Origin of the sequence: Microvirga sp. 2MCAF35 (assembly GCF_052115545.1) — a bacterium.
Classification (GTDB): Bacteria; Pseudomonadota; Alphaproteobacteria; order Rhizobiales; family Beijerinckiaceae; genus Microvirga.
The window spans coordinates 26,996-43,760 of sequence record NZ_JBFRGW010000021.1; the positions used below are offsets into that span (position 1 = coordinate 26,996).

At 65.1% G+C, this 16,765-nt stretch carries 16 protein-coding genes; 9 read left to right on the top strand and 7 right to left on the bottom strand.

Annotation, left to right across the window (positions count from 1 at the left end; translation table 11 throughout):
• Window positions 1-574: 574 nt before the first annotated feature.
• On the top strand, window positions 575-955 hold the full coding sequence (locus AB4097_RS12435) for a DUF2794 domain-containing protein (protein ID WP_442039913.1): 381 nt from the start codon (window positions 575-577) through the stop codon (window positions 953-955).
• Here the strand turns inward: AB4097_RS12435 and AB4097_RS12440 are convergent.
• Entirely contained in the window at window positions 952-1,494 is a 543-nt protein-coding gene (locus AB4097_RS12440; protein ID WP_442039915.1) for a GNAT family N-acetyltransferase, read from the bottom strand. The genes AB4097_RS12435 and AB4097_RS12440 overlap by 4 nt on opposite strands.
• A 113-nt stretch (window positions 1,495-1,607) precedes the next feature.
• On the opposite strand from AB4097_RS12440, the gene AB4097_RS12445 reads away from it, so the two are divergent.
• Window positions 1,608-3,083: an MFS transporter gene (locus tag AB4097_RS12445; RefSeq protein WP_442039917.1), complete on the top strand. Its 1,476-nt coding sequence runs from the start codon at window positions 1,608-1,610 to the stop codon at window positions 3,081-3,083.
• A 60-nt stretch (window positions 3,084-3,143) separates the two neighbouring features.
• Here the strand turns inward: AB4097_RS12445 and AB4097_RS12450 are convergent, their stop codons facing one another.
• From AB4097_RS12450 to AB4097_RS12460, 3 genes are all read right to left on the bottom strand, one after another.
• On the bottom strand, window positions 3,144-3,908 hold the full coding sequence (locus AB4097_RS12450; RefSeq protein ID WP_442039919.1) for a Bax inhibitor-1/YccA family protein: 765 nt from the start codon (window positions 3,906-3,908) through the stop codon (window positions 3,144-3,146).
• A 231-nt stretch (window positions 3,909-4,139) separates the two neighbouring features.
• Window positions 4,140-6,728, bottom strand: a complete 2,589-nt coding sequence (locus AB4097_RS12455; protein ID WP_442039921.1) for an ABC transporter permease — start codon at window positions 6,726-6,728, stop codon at window positions 4,140-4,142.
• Between the two features lie 13 nt (window positions 6,729-6,741).
• Window positions 6,742-7,434 (bottom strand): ABC transporter ATP-binding protein, encoded by a 693-nt coding sequence (locus tag AB4097_RS12460; protein WP_442039923.1) that lies wholly within the window; start codon window positions 7,432-7,434, stop codon window positions 6,742-6,744.
• 71 nt (window positions 7,435-7,505) lie between these two features.
• Here AB4097_RS12460 and AB4097_RS12465 point away from each other — a divergent pair, with 71 nt between their 5' ends.
• The 3 genes from AB4097_RS12465 to AB4097_RS12475 all read left to right on the top strand — a co-directional run bounded on the left by AB4097_RS12465 (window position 7,506) and on the right by AB4097_RS12475 (window position 9,769).
• Window positions 7,506-8,165, top strand: coding sequence for an arylesterase (locus tag AB4097_RS12465; RefSeq protein ID WP_442039925.1), 660 nt, complete (start codon window positions 7,506-7,508; stop codon window positions 8,163-8,165).
• A gap of 64 nt (window positions 8,166-8,229) precedes the next feature.
• Window positions 8,230-9,273 (top strand): aldo/keto reductase, encoded by a 1,044-nt coding sequence (locus AB4097_RS12470; protein ID WP_442039927.1) that lies wholly within the window; start codon window positions 8,230-8,232, stop codon window positions 9,271-9,273.
• A gap of 175 nt (window positions 9,274-9,448) precedes the next feature.
• Complete coding sequence (locus AB4097_RS12475) at window positions 9,449-9,769, top strand: heavy metal-binding domain-containing protein (protein WP_442039929.1); 321 nt, start codon at window positions 9,449-9,451, stop codon at window positions 9,767-9,769.
• A gap of 7 nt (window positions 9,770-9,776) precedes the next feature.
• Here the strand turns inward: AB4097_RS12475 and AB4097_RS12480 are convergent, their stop codons facing one another.
• On the bottom strand, window positions 9,777-11,156 hold the full coding sequence (locus tag AB4097_RS12480) for an MFS transporter (RefSeq protein ID WP_442039931.1): 1,380 nt from the start codon (window positions 11,154-11,156) through the stop codon (window positions 9,777-9,779).
• A 231-nt stretch (window positions 11,157-11,387) separates the two neighbouring features.
• Between AB4097_RS12480 and AB4097_RS12485 the strand changes: the two genes are divergently transcribed.
• The 3 genes from AB4097_RS12485 to AB4097_RS12495 all read left to right on the top strand — a co-directional run bounded on the left by AB4097_RS12485 (window position 11,388) and on the right by AB4097_RS12495 (window position 13,215).
• The gene (locus AB4097_RS12485) at window positions 11,388-11,942 is read left to right on the top strand and encodes a hypothetical protein (protein ID WP_442039933.1); all 555 of its coding nucleotides are present in this window, start codon (window positions 11,388-11,390) and stop codon (window positions 11,940-11,942) included.
• A 99-nt stretch (window positions 11,943-12,041) separates the two neighbouring features.
• A complete protein-coding gene (locus tag AB4097_RS12490; RefSeq protein ID WP_442039935.1) occupies window positions 12,042-12,539 on the top strand; it encodes an MmcB family DNA repair protein in 498 nt (165 codons plus the stop codon).
• A gap of 118 nt (window positions 12,540-12,657) precedes the next feature.
• The gene (locus AB4097_RS12495; RefSeq protein WP_442039937.1) at window positions 12,658-13,215 is read left to right on the top strand and encodes a DUF6790 family protein; all 558 of its coding nucleotides are present in this window, start codon (window positions 12,658-12,660) and stop codon (window positions 13,213-13,215) included.
• A 3-nt stretch (window positions 13,216-13,218) separates the two neighbouring features.
• Here the strand turns inward: AB4097_RS12495 and AB4097_RS12500 are convergent, their stop codons facing one another.
• Window positions 13,219-13,776 (bottom strand): ActR/PrrA/RegA family redox response regulator transcription factor, encoded by a 558-nt coding sequence (locus AB4097_RS12500; protein ID WP_009490768.1) that lies wholly within the window; start codon window positions 13,774-13,776, stop codon window positions 13,219-13,221.
• 82 nt (window positions 13,777-13,858) lie between these two features.
• Window positions 13,859-15,214 carry an ActS/PrrB/RegB family redox-sensitive histidine kinase gene (locus tag AB4097_RS12505; RefSeq protein ID WP_442040018.1) on the bottom strand — a complete coding sequence of 452 codons (1,356 nt, stop codon included), beginning with the start codon at window positions 15,212-15,214 and terminating at the stop codon, window positions 13,859-13,861.
• 231 nt (window positions 15,215-15,445) lie between these two features.
• On the opposite strand from AB4097_RS12505, the gene AB4097_RS12510 reads away from it, so the two are divergent.
• Entirely contained in the window at window positions 15,446-16,720 is a 1,275-nt protein-coding gene (locus AB4097_RS12510) for a polyhydroxyalkanoate depolymerase (protein ID WP_442039939.1), read from the top strand.
• Window positions 16,721-16,765: the final 45 nt, after the last annotated feature.

Sequence of the window (16,765 nt, forward strand, 5' to 3'; positions counted from 1 at the left end):
ATCACCGGCCTTGTGCCGGTGATCTCGATCGGAAAGGCGCCGCGCTTCAAGTAATCGGGATGACCGGCACAAGGCCGGCCATGACGTGGAGAGAGTTGCGTCGGTCAGGAGTGACATCAAGCACTTGTTAACCGGCAAAGAAAAAGGGCTCTGCGATCTGGACCATCGCAAAGCCCTTTGAGAGAAGAAAAGGCTGCCTTGTAAGGCAGCCCTGTGTCTCGAGGTGGCCCGGCCCTTCGCTCGGCTCAGAGGGCTGGGGGGCTGACGTGTCCAAGCCGTTCGATGAGCCGGGCCGTCGAGGCAACTTAAGCATTTACGGCATTCAGTGCGGCTCCATCGCGGCGCGATTGGGGCAGGAATAAGATTTGCACGAGCATCGGACTCAAAAGTGGAATGCGCTTTCGTGATCTCATCCGATGCTTATCGCTGAGCCGGCACATCGTCATTGCGGAAAATCGGATCCACTTTTCGCACGATGCGCCAAAGAACCCGTGATTCATTATGTCGTCATGGGTTGATCCCTTAGCCGCCGAAGCCCATCATCAGATCATGTATATGTGTCATGGGAGGCTTCATGAGCGAAGGTGACATCGCGGAGCCGTTGCGCGGCGGCTCGGTGCAGGGTTCGGCCCACATCGTTCCTTTCCCCGCCGCGCTGAAACAGGTGTCCTTCGACCGAGCCGAGCTGCAGGCTATTCTCAACCTCTACGGCCGCATGGTCGCTGCCGGCGAATGGCGCGATTACGCCATCGATTTCCTGCCCGACAAGGCCGTCTTCTCCATCTTTCGGCGCACGTCCGAAATGCCCCTCTACCGGATCGAGAAGGACCCGAAGCTTGCCAAGAAGCAGGGCGCCTACTCCGTCATCGTGTCGACGGGGCTGATCCTCAAGCGCGGGCATGAACTCGCCCGCGTGCTGCGGGTGCTCGACAAGCCGAAGGTCGTGTCGGCTTAAGCGGCGGGCAGCGGCCGCGTCGGAGCCTCGCCGATGCCCAGCCCGAGGGGGCGTTGCATCAGCACGGTGGAGAGCCAGCGCCCGTGCTTGTAGCCGATGCCCTTGAGGATGCCGACGGGCTCGAAACCCAGGCTGCGGTGAAGGCCGATGGAGCCCTTCGACTCCTCGTCGCCGATGACCGCCACCATGAGCCGGAAATCCCGCGCCTCGCATTCTGCGATAAGCGCGGTGAGCAGCAGGCGCCCGATACCCTGTCCCTGGGCAGATGGGGCGACATAGATCGAATCCTCCACCGTCGAACGGTAGGCCGGGCGTGTCCTATAGGCGCCCGCATAGGCGTACCCGAGGATTGCGCCGTCGTTTTCCGCCACAAGATAGGGGTAGCCGCCCTCGAGGATCGCAGCCCGGCGGCGATGCATCTCGGCCCGGTCGGGCGGATCGAGCTCGAAGGAGGCGGTGCCATGCATCACCGCATGGGCATAGATGGCTGTCACGGCATCGAGATCGAATTCGACGGAAGGGCGGACGAGAATGCTCATGGGGTTTTTCTAGATCAATTCAGGAGATAGAGGGAATAATATTCCGGCTTGGGAAGGCTGTCTTTTCATCTCTCACGTGGCCTACCATGATGCACCATCGGAAGGGCCCGAGAATGAGCGAGTTCCGCCCAGGCAGGACGCAAACCATCGTGGTCTGGACCGCGATCCTGGCCTCCAGCATGGTCTTCGCCGACGGTGCCATCGTGACGGTGGCGATCCCGCAGATGCGCGCGAGCCTGCAGGCCTCCCTGTCGGAAATGCAGTGGATCACCAATGCCTATGCGCTGACGCTCTCCGCCTTCCTGCTGCTGGGCGGCGCGGCCGGGGATGCCTACGGCCTCAGGCGGATCTTCATGATCGGCATCGCCTGCTTCGGCCTGACCTCCCTGTGGTGCGGGCTTTCCGGATCGGCCGCGATTCTGATCGCGGCCCGGGCCTTCCAAGGGATCGGCGGTGCCCTGCTGGTACCGGGATCACTCGCCCTGATCAGCGCTCATTTTCCGAAAGAGGCACGGGGGAGGGCCATCGGCACCTGGGCGGCGGCCTCCGCCATCGCGGCTGCGCTCGGGCCGATCCTCGGCGGCTGGCTCATCGATATCGGCCCCTGGCAGGCGATCTTCTGGATCAACGTGCCCATCGCCGCGCTGGCGCTCTGGCTGTGCTGGCGGAAGGTGCCGGAAAGCTCGGTGACGGGCGCGGCGGCCATGGACTGGCTCGGCGCCATTCTTGCCGTCGTGGCGCTCGGCCTCGTCGCCTATGGGCTGACGGCTCTCGGTGACCGGGAGAGCCACCGGATCGTCGCCATCCTGCTGACGCTCGCCGGCTTGGCGCTCCTCGGCCTGTTCCTGCGCCACGAGAAACGGTGTGCGGCCCCCATGATGCCGCTCGACCTGTTTCGCGTGTCCGCTTTCGCCAACGTCAACCTCCTAACCTTGCTGCTCTATTTCGCCCTCGGTGGCGCTTTGTTCTTCCTGCCGACAGCGCTGATCGAGGCCCACGGCTATTCGGCCGCTAAGGCGGGCTCGGTGTTCCTGCCCTTCACCTTGGTGATGGCCGTGCTGTCCCGGCTCGGCGGTGTGATGGCCGACCGGTTCGGCACCCGGATGCTCCTGACCGTGGGGCCGCTGGTCACGGGCCTGAGTTTCGCGCTTCTCGCCCCGGCCGTCCTGCATGGCGGCTACTGGATTGCAGTCGTTCCGGTCATGGCCGCCATGGGGCTGGGCATGGGGATCACGGTCGCGCCGCTCTCGACAACGGTGATGAACGCGGTCCCGGACGAGCGCATCGGCGTGGCCTCCGGCGTCAACAACGCGATCTCGCGCGTGGCGGGGCTCATCGCCGTCGCGGGGCTTGGAATCATCGCAACCCTGGGGTTCCGGCGGGCCGCCGCGTGGGCCAAGCCGGAGATGGCGGATCTATTCGCGCAGGCCAGCTTCGGCGCCCGGCCGACGATGGCGGGCCTGCCGGCTGGCACATCGGGGGACGTCTATGCCACGGCCATGATCGGCGGCTTCGGGCTGGTGGCCCTGATCTGCGCCGCCGCGGCCTTGGCGAGCGCCTGGTTCGGCTACCGCTCGGCCCAGGGGTGATCACAAACAAAAGCCCCGGCCTTTCGGCCGGGGCTTCGTGATCGTTCGATCCGTTCGTCCTCACTGGTTGCGGTTGCCCACGAGAGCGAGGAGGAACTGGAACATGTTGATGAAGTCGAGATAGAGCGTCAGGGCGCCGAACACGGAGGCCTTTCCGGCAGCCTCGGAGTCGAGGTTACCGTACAGATACATCTCCTTCAGCTTCTGCGTGTCGTAGGCTGTCAGGCCGGCGAAGATCAGGACGCCGATCACGGAAATACCGAACTGCAGGGCGCTCGACGCGACGAAGATGTTCACGATCGAGGCCAGGATCAGGCCGACGAGACCCATGATCAGGAACGAACCCATGCCCGACAGGCTGCGGTTCGTGGTGTAGCCCCAGAGCGACAGCGAACCGAAGGCCGCCGCCGTGATGAAGAACACCTGCACGACGCTCGCGCCGGTGTAGACGAGCAGCAGGGTCGAGAGCGAGGCGCCCATCACCGCAGCAAAAGCGAAGAAGGTTGTGCGAGCCGAGGCCGCCGTCATCCGATCCATACGCATCGAGAACATGAAGATGAACGCCAGAGGTGCCAGCGCGATCACCCATTTCAGAGGCGAAGTGTAGAGGAGTTGCCCAAATGAGGTGAGCGCCCTTCCACCAGCTTCGTTGGTGGTAATGGCAGCCATATTTATGCCAAGTGCGACCAGGGCCGAGATGGCAAGGCCCAGGACCATGTTGTTGTAGACGCCGAGCATGAAGGCGCGCAGGCCCTGGTCGACCTGTGCCGCCGTCCGGGCAAAGCCGGTGCCATAGGCGTTTTGGTTTTGCTCATACGGTTGCATCGGAGTCCTTTCTCGCGGTGTTCCGTGTATTCCCTCGAAAAGCCGAAAAGCCAGCCCTCGGCCGCCGCAAATGTCGGCGACATGCAAAATATGAGGGGGCGGCCTGCGTTGCGCAAGGGGCAACGCCAAGCTTCAAATCTTCGTGATGCAAGAAAAATGAGGAGCAGAGTTGATGCTGCTCCTCATTCCATCTCGCACGCTCTTTTATAACGCCCTTGCGACGAGGGAGCGCTATAGGTTTCTCAAGTAGAGCGCCGGTTTTTGACTTAGGATCCGCCACGTCCCCATCAGGCCTAAACCCACGCTTACCAGAACGGCGAGCGCAGAGGCCAAGACGGCGCCCGACAAGTCTAAAGTAAAGCTTAAGGACATGACGCGGGTGATGATGAAGTAAGCCGCAAGCGTTCCCGCCAGCAACCCGAACACCGCCGTGGCGAGGCCGAGAAGACCGTATTCGAGCGCGTAGGCCGAGATCAACCGGGCCCTGGTCGCGCCCAGGGTCTTCAGCACCACCGCATCGTAGAGACGCGCCCGGTGACCGGCGGCGAGCGCCCCGGCCAGGACCAGGAGGCTCGCGATCAGCGCGATGGAGCTTGCACCGCGAATCGCCATGACGAGCTGCGAGACCACGTCGTTCACCGCCTCCAGGGCATCCTTCACCCGCACGCTCGTGACCATGGGATAGGCCAGGGCGGAACTTCTCAGGATTCGGGCATCGAGCGCCGCGTCGGAGCCGTTCGGGAAGGTGACGGTGGCCAGATGCGTGTGCGGCGCGCCGGCGAAGGTGTTGGGTGAGAACACCATGACGAAGTTGATGCCCATGGAGCGCCACTCGATCTCGCGCAGGTTGGCGATGGTGGCGCTGATGTTGCGCCCGAGCACGTTGACGGTGATCTCGTCGCCGATCTTCAGGCCGAGGCCCTCGGCGATCTTGCGGTCGAAGGACACGAGCGGCTTGCCGCGATAGTCGTCCGGCCACCATTCGCCCTGCACCACCTTCGAGCCTTCCGGCGGCTTGCTCGCATAGGTGATGCCGCGGTCGCCCTCCAGCACCCAGGACACGTCCTCGTTGGCCTTGATCTCGGCCACGGGCCGCCCGCCGAGCGTCACGAGGCGCCCACGCATCATCGGCACGCGTTCGATATGGGCCTCCGGCGCCTGGCCCTTCAGGAAGCTCTCGAAGGCGTCCGCCTGCTGGTTCGGGATGTCGAGGAAGAAGAAGCTCGGTGCCTTCTCCGGCAGGCTCTGCGTGAGCTGGCGCGTCAGGTTGGTGTCGATGACCGAGAGCGTCACGAGGAGCGTGATGCCGAGACCCAGCGAAAGCACCAGCGACGGCGTGAGCGCGCCGGGCCGGTGGATATTGGCGAGCGCCAGACGCGGCGCGGTCCGGCGGGGGCGCGGCAGGCGGCGGGCGAGCGCCATGATCCCCATCGCCACGAGGCGTAGCAGCACGAAGGACCCGGCGGCCGCGCCCACGAACATCAGGGCGATCCGTCGGTCATAGGCGGCAAGCAGGGACAGGCCCACGAGGGCCGTCACCGACAGGACGAGCGCCGTCACGTAGCGCTTGCGCGGCCAGCGCCGCTCCGGGTCGATCTGGTCCCGGAACAGCCCCGACACCGGCACGTCATGGGCGCGGCCCAAGGGCGCGAGCGCGAAGACCAGGGCCGTGAGGATTCCGTAGAGAAGCGCGATGCCGAGCTCGCTCCAGGCGAGAGTCGGTTGGATCGGAATCGGCAGGAGATGACCGAAGAGTCCGGTGACCACGAAGGGCAGCACGGCCCCGAAGGCCAGGCCGATGGCGATGCCGACCAGCGCGATCAGCATCACCTGCGTGAGGTAGAGCAGAACCACCTGTCCGCCGGGAGCGCCGAGGCTCTTGAGCGTGGCGATCGACGCGCGCTTGCGGTCGACGAAGCCCCGCACCGCATTGGCGACGCCGACACCGCCGACGAGGAGCGCCGTGAGGCCGACCAGGGTGAGGAACTGGGTGAAGCGCTCGATGTTGCGGGCAAAGCGCGGATCGGCATTGAGGCGCGTGCGGATGTTCCATCCGGCCTCCGGAAGCACCCGGTTCGCCTCGGCCTCGATCTGCGTCAGGCCTTGCTCGGTCGATTGTTCCGGGGGCAGGATCAACCGGTAGGTCCAGCGCACGAGGCTGCCGGGCTGGACGAGGCCGGTGGCCTTCAATGCCTCCTGCGAGAGCAGGAGCCGTGGACCGAACCCGATGCCGTCTGCGATCTTGTCGGGCTCGGAGACGAGGCTTGCCCGCAATTCGACATTGGCCGCGCCGACAGTCACCCGGTCGCCCACCGTCAGGTCGAGGCGCGCGAGGAGCGGCGGATCGACGGCGGCCCCGAAGGCGCCGTTCTTCTCGGCGAAGAGGTCGGCCGGGGGCAGGGGCGGATCGGTTTCGAGGGCCCCGACGGTCGGGTAGCCCCCGTCGACGGCCTTCACCTCCACCAGCCCCGAGCCCTTCTCGCCGGCCACCGCCATGGCCCGGAGGGTGGCGATCATGTTGACCCGGCCCTTCGATTCGAGGAAGGCCCGCTCGGGCGCTGCTGCCTCCCGCTGGAGCAGGGAGAAGGCCATGTCGCCGCCGAGAATCCGCCGGCCCTCACGGGAGATGCCCTCCGTGAGAGAACGGGACAGGGACGAAACGCTCGCTATGGCCGCGACGCCGAGCGCGATACAGGCGAGAAAAATGCCGAACCCTTTCAGGCCGCCGCGAAGCTCGCGGAAGGCGAGGCGCAGCAGGAGAGGCAGGCGAGACGGGAAGGCGGGGCGGCGCTGGGGCGTTGCGGGAAGGGAGCCGTGCATGACTGAAGGTCCCTCAAGCCACGGCCGAGGCCGCGCCGGTCTCGACCTGCCCCGAACGCAGGCGCACCATGCGGTCGCAGAGGCGGGCGAGGGCGAGGTCGTGGGTCACCAGAACGAGCGTTGCGCCTCGGTCGCGCTTCAGGGCGAAGAGCAGGTCGACGATGGACTGGCCGGTCGCCTCGTCCAGGTTGCCGGTGGGCTCGTCGGCGACCAGGATCGCCGGATTGGGCACGATGGCGCGGGCGATGGCCACGCGCTGCTGCTCGCCGCCCGACAGCTGCGCCGGGTAATGGTGCAGGCGGTGGCTCAGGCCCACGGACTGCAACTCGGCCTCGGCCCGCTCGAAGGCGTCGCTGTTCCCGGCGAGCTCCAGGGGCAGGGCCACGTTCTCAAGGGCCGTCATGGTGGGGACCAAGTGGAAGGACTGGAACACGATGCCGATCCGCCGGCCGCGAAAACGGGCCAGCGCATCCTCGTCAAGACCCGACAGGTCGGTGCCGTCGACGATCACCTTGCCCGAATCCGGGCGCTCGAGGCCCGCCATGGTCATGAGCAGGGTCGATTTGCCCGAGCCCGAGGGGCCGATCAGCCCGACCGCCTCGCCCCGGTCGATGTCGAGGGAAATGCCCTTGAGGATATGCACCCGCGCGGCTCCGCGTCCGAGGCTCAAATCGACATCGTGCAGCGCGATGGCCTTGTCCTGCATACCCGTTCACCCGATCTGTTGGAGACTGTCCAAGACGTCCGTGTCGTTCTGCCTAGATGGGAAGCCTATCGATGAAGCGCCAATCCGGCCCATTCATGACGATCATTTTTGCGTGTGCGGCGGCCCTGGCTGCCCTGATCTCCACCCTTCCAGCCCAGGCCCAAACCAAGCCGATCCGCCTCGTGGCCCTGGGCGACAGCCTGAGCGCCGGCTACAACCTGCCGCAGCAGGCGGCCTTCCCGGTCGTGCTGGAGAAGGCGCTGAAGGCCAAGGGCCATAACGTGGAGATCACTAACGCGGGCGTCTCCGGCGACACCTCCTCGGGCGGCCTCGACCGGCTCGACTGGTCCGTGCCCGACGGCACCGACGGGGTGATCCTGGAACTCGGCGCCAACGACATGCTGCGCGGCCTCGATCCGGCCGGGACCCGCAAGAACCTGGAGGCCATCGTCGAGCGCCTTAAAAGCCGCAACATCCCCGTGATGCTCGCGGGCATGTATGCCTCGCGCAATCTCGGGCCGGATTATGTGCAGAAATTCGACAGCATCTATCCGGACATTGCGAAGACGTACGACCTTGTGCTCTATCCCTTCTTCCTGGACGGAATCGCCGGTGAGAAGTCCCTCAACCTGCCCGACGGGATGCACCCGACGGCCAAGGGCGTCGAGGTCATCGTCGAGCGCATCCTGCCCAGCGTCGAGAGCTTTCTCGCCCGTATTGCCCAACGCTGAGTCCCCTCAGCGTCTCATTCTTGCCTGAACGCGGCGGATCAGTTCGCCGCGAGGAGCTTACCTCATGGAATATCGCCGCCTCGGCCGCACGGATCTCAATGTCAGCCTCATCTGCCTCGGCACCATGACCTGGGGCCAGCAGAACACCGAGGCCGAAGGCCATGCTCAGATGGACTACGCCCTTGAGCAGGGCATCAACTTCTTCGACACGGCCGAGCTCTATTCGATCCCGCCCCGGCCCGAGACGCAGGGCTCAACCGAGCGGTTCATCGGCTCCTGGTTCAAGGCCCGGGGCAGCCGCGACAAGGTGGTCCTCGCCACAAAGGTGATCGGCCGCTCCGACAATACCTGGTTCCGGGACGACGGCTCCAAGGGCGAACTCTCGCGGGCGCAGGTCGAGGAGGCGGTGAACAAGAGCCTGAAGCGGCTCCAGACCGACTACATCGACCTCTACCAGATCCACTGGCCCGACCGCCCGATGCCCTGGGGCTCGAACCCGACGATCTACCGCCACCAGGAAGGCCCTTCCCATCCCATCGACGAGACGGTCGAGATCATGACGGATCTCGTAAAGGCCGGGAAGATCCGCCATTTCGGTCTGTCCAACGAGAGCGCCTGGGGCACCATGACGTTCCTCAAGCATGCGGACGCCAAGGGGCAGGCCCGGGTGCAGTCGGTGCAGAACGCCTACAACCTCCTCAACCGCACCTACGAGGTGGCGCTGGCGGAGGTCTCCATGCGCGAGAACGTGAGTCTGCTCGCCTATTCGCCGCTGGCGCAGGGCTATCTCACCGGCAAGTATCTCGACGGGGCTCGCCCCGCGGGATCGCGCACCACCCTGTTCAACCGCGGCCAGCGCTACGAGAACCCCACGGCCGAAGCCGCCATCCGCAAATACATCGCCCTTGCCAAGGAGTTCGGCCTGGATCCGGCCCAGATGGCGCTCGCCTTCGTCAATTCCCGCCCCTTCCTCACGTCGAACATCATCGGCGCAACCTCGATGGAACAGCTGAAGACGGACATCGCGTCCATCGACGTGACGATCACGCCGGAGCTGGAAGAGCGCATCGACGCGATCCACGTTGAGCACTGCAATCCCTGCCCGTAGGCACCTTCTCCCTCAACGTCATCACCGGGCTTGTCCCGGTGATCTCGACGGGAAGAGCGCGGCGCTCCAAACAACAGGGATGGCCGGCACAAGGCCGGCCATGACGTGGCGGGTGCATCCCTGATGACGTTCCTTCCGCCCCTTCCCATATGGAGCGGAGCAGAAGGAGACGGTCATGATCATCACCACCACGCCGAGCATCGAAGGCCGCCGCATCGCCTCCTATCGCGGCATCGTTTCGGGCGAGGCGATCCTCGGCGCCAACGTGTTCCGCGATTTCTTCGCCTCCATTCGCGACGTGGTCGGCGGGCGGGCCGGCTCCTACGAGCGCGTGCTGCGTGACGGGCGCGATACGGCCCTGCAGGACATGATCGAGGAGGCGCAGCGCCTCGGCGCCCATGCCATCGTGGGCGTTCACCTCGATTACGGCGCCCTCGGCAAGAACGAGGGTATGATGATGGTCTCGGTCAGCGGCACGGCCGTGACGCTGGAGTGAGCAGCGCTCACACCCGCTTCACGCCGCTCAACAGCCAGAATCCCGTCAGCAGGAACAGGATCAGCACCGCCGGCCCGGCGGCCTGCGTTTGGAATACGGCCGTCGCCACGGCGACCGCGAGCGGCGCCATGAAGGACGTGACCTTTCCCGACAGGGCCAGAAGGCCGAAATAACGTCCGGCTTCCCGGGCCGGGACGAGGCGCGCCAGAAGGCTGCGCGAGGACGCCTGGAGCGGCCCCGCCACGGCTCCGATGACCAGCCCGAGCAGCACGAACAGCTTCTCGGGCGCCGAGCCGTAGAGGCCATCATCGGGCGCGGACGGCGCGGTCGGCACCACGAACAGGATATGCCCGCGCCCGAGCGACAGCACGCCCACGCAGACCAGGGCGAGGATCAGGATCGCGCCCAGGATCACGGGCTTCGCGCCGATGCGGTCGTCGAGCCGGCCGCCGATCAACGCCCCGAGGGTGCCGGTTATGGTGAGTAGGATGCCGAAGATGCCGAGCTCGATGGCCTGCCAGCCGAACACGCCGGCCCCGTAGATGCCGCCGAAGGCGAAGAGCGCCACCAGGGCGTCCTGATAGACCATGTTGGCGATAAGAAACCGGCCGACGCTCTCATGCCGCCGCGCATCCGCGATGGTGCTCCGCACCTGATCGATCCCCTGCTGGGCGGCGTGCTTGAGGGTCATTCCCGATCTCGGGATGTCCGGCGTGACGAGGAACAGCGGCAGCACGAAGACGAGGAACCATAAGGCCGAGAACGGTCCCGTGATCCGGTCGCCCTCGCGCGTCGCCGGATCGAGGCCCAACAAGGGATCGAGGCCGAAGACCGTCTTCATCGTCACGGGATCGGCGGCCAGGAAGCCGAGCACGATCACGAGCGACACAAGACCGCCCAGGTAACCCATGGCCCAGCCGGTTCCCGATAGGCGGCCGTAGCGCTCCGGCGGCACGAGATGCGGGATCATGGCATTGTTGAACACTGCCGCGACCTCCACGGCGACGGTCCCGAAGGCGAAGCCGATCAGGGCGACCACGATGGCGAAGGGTTCTCCCGGCGCCGCATACCACAGAGCGAAGGACGCGATGAACAGCACCAGGCCGCAGCACGCGATCCAGGGCTTCTTCGGCCCCGTCGCGTCGGCGATGGAGCCGAGGACCGGCGAGAGAAAGGCCAGCACGAGCCCGGCCGCCGCCGTGGCATAGCCCCACAGGCTCTGCCCGCTCACCGGATCGGGTGCGAGCGCGGAGGCGAAATAGGGCGCGAACACGAAGGTGGTGACAAGAGTGAAAAAGGGCTGGCAGGCCCAGTCGAACAAAAGCCAGCCGAGAATCGCCGGACGCGAGGCTTTTTGCGAAGGCGCAAGAGGGTCGGTGTTTCTCACGGGCGGTGGCTTCCAGGCTGATGCTTGATGCGTTTCTATCACCAAAGCAGTCTGCACCAGGAGGTCTTGCCGTTCCTTTTCCTCCAGAGAGGGGAGGGAAGCACGTCATGCTCGTTGCGGATCGCATCAAACTTTGCCGGTTTGTCCTCTCGCCGTGCCGCGCTTCAACGCTATGTCACCCCCCTTGGATTTCCGCATTTCTGCCTTTCACGGAGGATCGCAAGCCTGTCCATGACATCGTCTCTGCCGCTCGATCCGGTCTTTCAAACCGTTCTCGAGGTTCCAACCCGAACCCCGAGCCCGGATCTGCCGCGTCGACTGACAGCTCTTTTCAAGGAACTGGCCTTGGCTGAACCGATGCGTCCGGTCGAGGATATCGAGGATCAGATCTGGGCCCTGTGGGGATCGCACGAGGATCGTCTGGCCGAGGAGACCCTGATGGCCGCCGTGGAGGCCATGGGCTCGGGCTCGCTCAAGGCCGCCAAGCCCCTGCTCGACCATCTGGTCGGCAAGCACCCGGATTGGGCGGAAGCCTGGAACAAGCGGGCAACGCTCGCCTCCATCGAGAAGCGCGACGCGGACAGCCTGCTCGACATCGACCGGACCCTGCAGCTGGAGCCGCGCCATTTCGGCGCCATCGCGGGCTTCGGCAATATCTGCCTGCGCAACGGCCATCTCAACGAGGCCCGCGCCGCGTTCCAGATCGCCCTGGCGATCAACCCGCACATGGACGATCTGCGCGACATGCTGGAGAACCTGTCGCCGCATCATCTGATGCTGCATTGAGTCTTCCGAAAGACGGTCTCTTGTGCCCGTCAGGGGCGCCACTACAAGCGCGACAATGGAGCCGTTGCGGCCTGTCGGCGAGAGCGTAACTTAGGCGCCATGTCCGATTCGCCTGCCATTCTGCCCCGCCCCATCATCCTGCCCGTTGACGGCCGTCAGTCGCCGGCTGCCGCCGGCATTCAGCGCGGCGTGCGACGCCTGTTCTCGCAGCTCGGCCACGTGTCCCTGCCGGAATTCACCCTCGCCAACGGAAGGCGCGCCGATCTCATCGCGCTTGCGCCGGATGGCGCGCTCACGATCGTCGAGGTCAAGTCGAGCGTGGCGGATTTCCGCGCCGACCGGAAATGGCCCGATTACGAGGATTTCTGCGACCGGTTCTATTTCGCCGTGCCGGAAACGGTTCCCTTCGACATCCTGCCCGAGGATCGCGGCCTGATCGTCGCCGACAGCTTCGGAGCCGCGATCATGCGGGAGGCGGCGCACCATCCGCTCGCCGGCGCGCGCCGCAAGGCCGTGACCCTGCGCTTCGCCCATTCGGCCGCTTCCTTGCTGCACGCTCTGGCCGACCCGGACCGGATCGCGGACGGGCGGCTTTGAGGGCTCCACTCCCGTAGAGCGATTCCTGTGCATGCCCGTTCCTGGAACGGTTGCGTGACAGGAGGCCGGGTTTCACAGTTCCCGCAGCGCTTCAGGCGGCGAGGGTTGCGGGACGATCATGGAACAGGCGATCAGGTTTCTGCTCAGCAATTTCACGCTGACGCTTTTCGTCGTCGGGCTCATCGCATCACTCATCGCCTTGCTGCGGTGCCCGCGTCCCTGGAGCCGCGTGACGATCATCGAGGCCCTGCTGTCCTGGTTCCTGTTCTTTTCGCTCGGAGTGAGCTTCCTCTACAATTTCGTCATGCATGTCTTCTTCTCCGAGATGGCTGCCGCGTTCATTGGTTGGCAAACCAGCCCGTTCCAGAAGGAAGTCGGCTTCGCCAGCCTCGGGTTCTCCATGGTGGGATTCATGGCGTTCAAAGGCGGTCACGGGATGCGCCTCGCCGCCCTCGTCGGCCCGGCCTGCTTCCTCTGGGGAGCCGCGGCCGGTCACGTGCAGCAGATGATAGCGGCGTACAACTTCGCGCCCGGCAATGCGGGCGTGATCTTCTACACGGATATCCTGCTGCCGCTGTTCGGTCTCGCCCTGCTCTGGATGCGAGGACGGACCGAGACGATCATGGGGACGGGCCTGCGAACCGCAGCTTCTCCGCTTCGACCTTCAAGGCAGTGAGCATCAGCGCGGCGCGCGCTTGGCGAGGATCCGCTGGAGGGTCCGGCGGTGCATGTTGAGGCGCCGCGCCGTTTCCGAGACGTTGCGGCCGCAGAGCTCATAGACGCGCTGGATATGCTCCCAGCGAACCCGGTCGGCCGACATGGGGTTTTCGGGCGGCAGGGCGCGCTCGCCGGGCTGGGCCATGAGGGCGGCGTGGATCTCGTCCGCATCGGCGGGCTTTGCCAGATAATCGAAGGCACCCATCTTCACCGCCGTCACGGCGGTGGCGATGTTGCCGTACCCGGTGAGGATGACCCCGCGGGCATCCGGGCGGCGGCTCTTCAGGCGCTCGATCACATCGAGCCCGTTGCCGTCGCCGAGGCGCATGTCGATCACCGCGAAGGCCGGCGGTTCGCTCTCGATGGCCGCCAGGCCGTCGGTCACGCTCTCGGCCACGCGGACCTGGTAGCCGCGGCCCTCCATGGCACGGGCGAGACGGGTCGAGAACGGCCGGTCGTCGTCGACGATCAAGAGGCTCTTGTCGGCGCGATCTTCGAACGCGGCAGGCGCATCGGCCATCAGAACTTCTCCTTGCATTCGAGGCTGAAACTCCCTCATGAGCGAGCCTTTCCGGCTCTTCTCTCATATGGGAATTCTTCCCCTAACCTTTGAGAGACAGCGGGGAGTCTCCCTGCGGCGAAATTGCCGCACCTCGTTCAAACGCATGACGGGGCCAAACGATCCGTGCGATGGCCCCGGAAGCCGGCGGAGCGGCGTTCGTCAGGGTCAATTCGGCACCCGAACGCTCGATCAGGGTCTTGGCGATGAACAGCCCCAAACCCAGTCCTCCGCCTTCCTCGCTGTCCTCCGTCCGTTCGGCTGCGCTGCGGGTGGTCACGTAGGGCTCGCCTACCCTGAGCAGAATATCGGGTGCGTAGCCGGGGCCGTCATCCCGGATCTCGATGAAAACCTCGTGAGGTGACCAGCAGGCTTCGATCAGGACCCGGCTTTCCGCAAAATCCGTGGCATTGTCGAGGATGTTCGACAGGCCGTAGACGACGCCCGGATTGCGCCGTCCCATGGGCTCGGCACCTTCGCCCCTCGTCTCGACCTTGACGTCGAAGCCCACGGCGCGCTGGGGCTCGACGATCTCCTCCACCAGATGGCTGAGCGAGATGGTTTCCAGGAATTCCGCTTCCTCCTCCTGGCCCATGGAGGTGAGTTTCGTCAGGATGGTGCGGCAGCGCTCCACCTGCTCCTGCAGAAGCCTCAGGTCCTCCCCCTCGGGGCCGTCCTTGGGCATGGAATGAATCAGCTCCTTGGTCACCAGGGCAATGGTGGCGAGAGGCGTGCCGAGCTCATGGGCGGCTGCGGCCGCGAGGCCGTCGAGCTGGGACAGGTGCTGCTCCCGGGCGAGCACCAGCTCGGTGGCGGCGAGCGCCTGGGCGAGCTGCCGGGCTTCCTCCGCCACGCGCCAGGCATAAATGCCCGTGAAGGCGGTGCCGAGCGCGATCGCCGTCCAGATCCCGGTCACGTAGAGGAAGGGAAGGCTGAGGTCCTGCCCGGGAAACCAGGGCAGCGGCCGATGGGTGAGCACCAGGAGCGTCGCGCAGCCGATGGCCAGGAGGCCCAGCCCCAGGGTCCGCTCCGGGGTCAGGGCCGTGGCCGAGATCAGCACCGGCGCCAGGAACAGCATGGCGAAGGGGTTCTCCAGCCCGCCCGTCAGGTAGAGGAGCCCCGTCAGCTGCAGGATGTCGAAGGCCAAGAGCGACGTGGCGATGTTGTCGCTGAGGCGGTGGCTGGCCGGGTACTGGATGCGCAGGAGCAGGTTGACCCAGACCGAGGCGCCGATCACCAGGAAGCAGAGAGCGAAGGGGAGGGGAAAGCCGAGGCCGAATCGAACGCCTGCGACCGCGACGGCTTGGCCGACGATGGCGAGCCAGCGCAGGCGGACGAGCGTGTCGAGACGCAGGTGCCGGGCATGGTGGGTCAGGCTCTTCTGGTCGATCTTGGACATCCCCGAACAGAATAGGGTCGCGCTTGTGTTCGCCAAGCATCCGATCCCGGCCTATTTTCCTAAAGCCTGCTTCGGAGTTGCTCTGAAACCAAAGTATGTAGTTCGTTTTTCCTGGGGAAGAGATAGTCTGTTGCAATAATCTCAAGGAACTTTAATCTTAAAATTACGGTTGAGGATAAAGCCTACCGCATTATGCGAGAATCAGGCGCCCGACCCTTTCTGGGGACAATGATGAACTTTTCTTATGTTTGGTACGATACAGCGCATTGGCTTTTGAGTCCCGCCCGTGCCGCGTCCGATTTCACGAAGCACTTCTTCGACAACCCCGACAATCCGCTGACCAACACGCCTTATGGCCGGACCGTATCGGCGGCCTGCGAATTGTTCGAGCGCACGACGCGGCGCTACGGGAAGCCCGCCTTCAACCTGCCGACCACAATGATCGGCAACGAGGAGGTGGCGGTCACCGAGCGAATCGTCTGGGAGCACCCGTTCTGCCGCGTCGTCTCCTTCGAGCGCGACCACGCCGGTGCCAAGGAGCAGCCGAAACTCCTGATCGTCGCGCCCATGTCGGGCCACTACGCCACGCTGCTGCGCGGCACGGTCGAGACCTTCTTGCCGACTCACCAGGTGATGATCACCGATTGGATCGATGCCCGCATGGTGCCTCTGGCGGAGGGGGCCTTCGATCTCGACGACTACATCGATTACCTCAAGGACATCTTCCGGGCATTCGGCCCTGACCTGAGCGTCATGGCCGTGTGCCAGCCGGCGGTTCCCGTGATCGCAGCCATCGCCCGCCTCGAGGCCGAGAACGACCCGTCCACCCCACGTTCCATGATCCTGATGGGCGGCCCCATCGACACCCGCCGCTCGCCCACCGCCGTCAATCGGCTGGCGGAGGAGCGCGGCATCGAGTGGTTCCGGCAGCACTGCATCACCAAGGTGCCCCCATCCCATCCGGGCTTCTGGCGCGACGTCTATCCGGGCTTCCAGCAGCTCTCCGGCTTCATGGCCATGAACATCGACCGGCACCTGACCGCCCATTACGAGATGTTCAACCATCTCGTGGACGGCGACGGCGATTCGGCCGAGAAGCACCGGGAATTTTATGACGAGTACCTGGCCGTCATGGACCTGACCGCCGAATTCTACCTGCAGACGGTCGAGAAGGTGTTCGTCAACCATGAGCTGCCCAAGGGCGAGATGATGCACCGGGGCGAGTCGGTGGATCTCATGGCCATCCGGCGCTGCGCCATCATGGCGGTCGAGGGCGAGCGGGACGACATCTCGGGCGTGGGTCAGACCCTGGCCGCCCTGGACTTGACCCCCAACCTGTCCTCCGACAAGAAGCTGTATCACCTGCAGGCCGGGGTCGGTCATTATGGCGTCTTCAACGGTTCTCGTTTCAGGGCTCAGATCGCTCCTCGAATCGTTGAATTCATTGAGAATCACCGCCGAGAGCCAGTCCGGAAGAAGCAGTCAAGAGCCGAAGTCTGTTCTTGATACGTTCTTAGGAGCGGCAAACGGCTGCGCTGACAGAATCAGCCT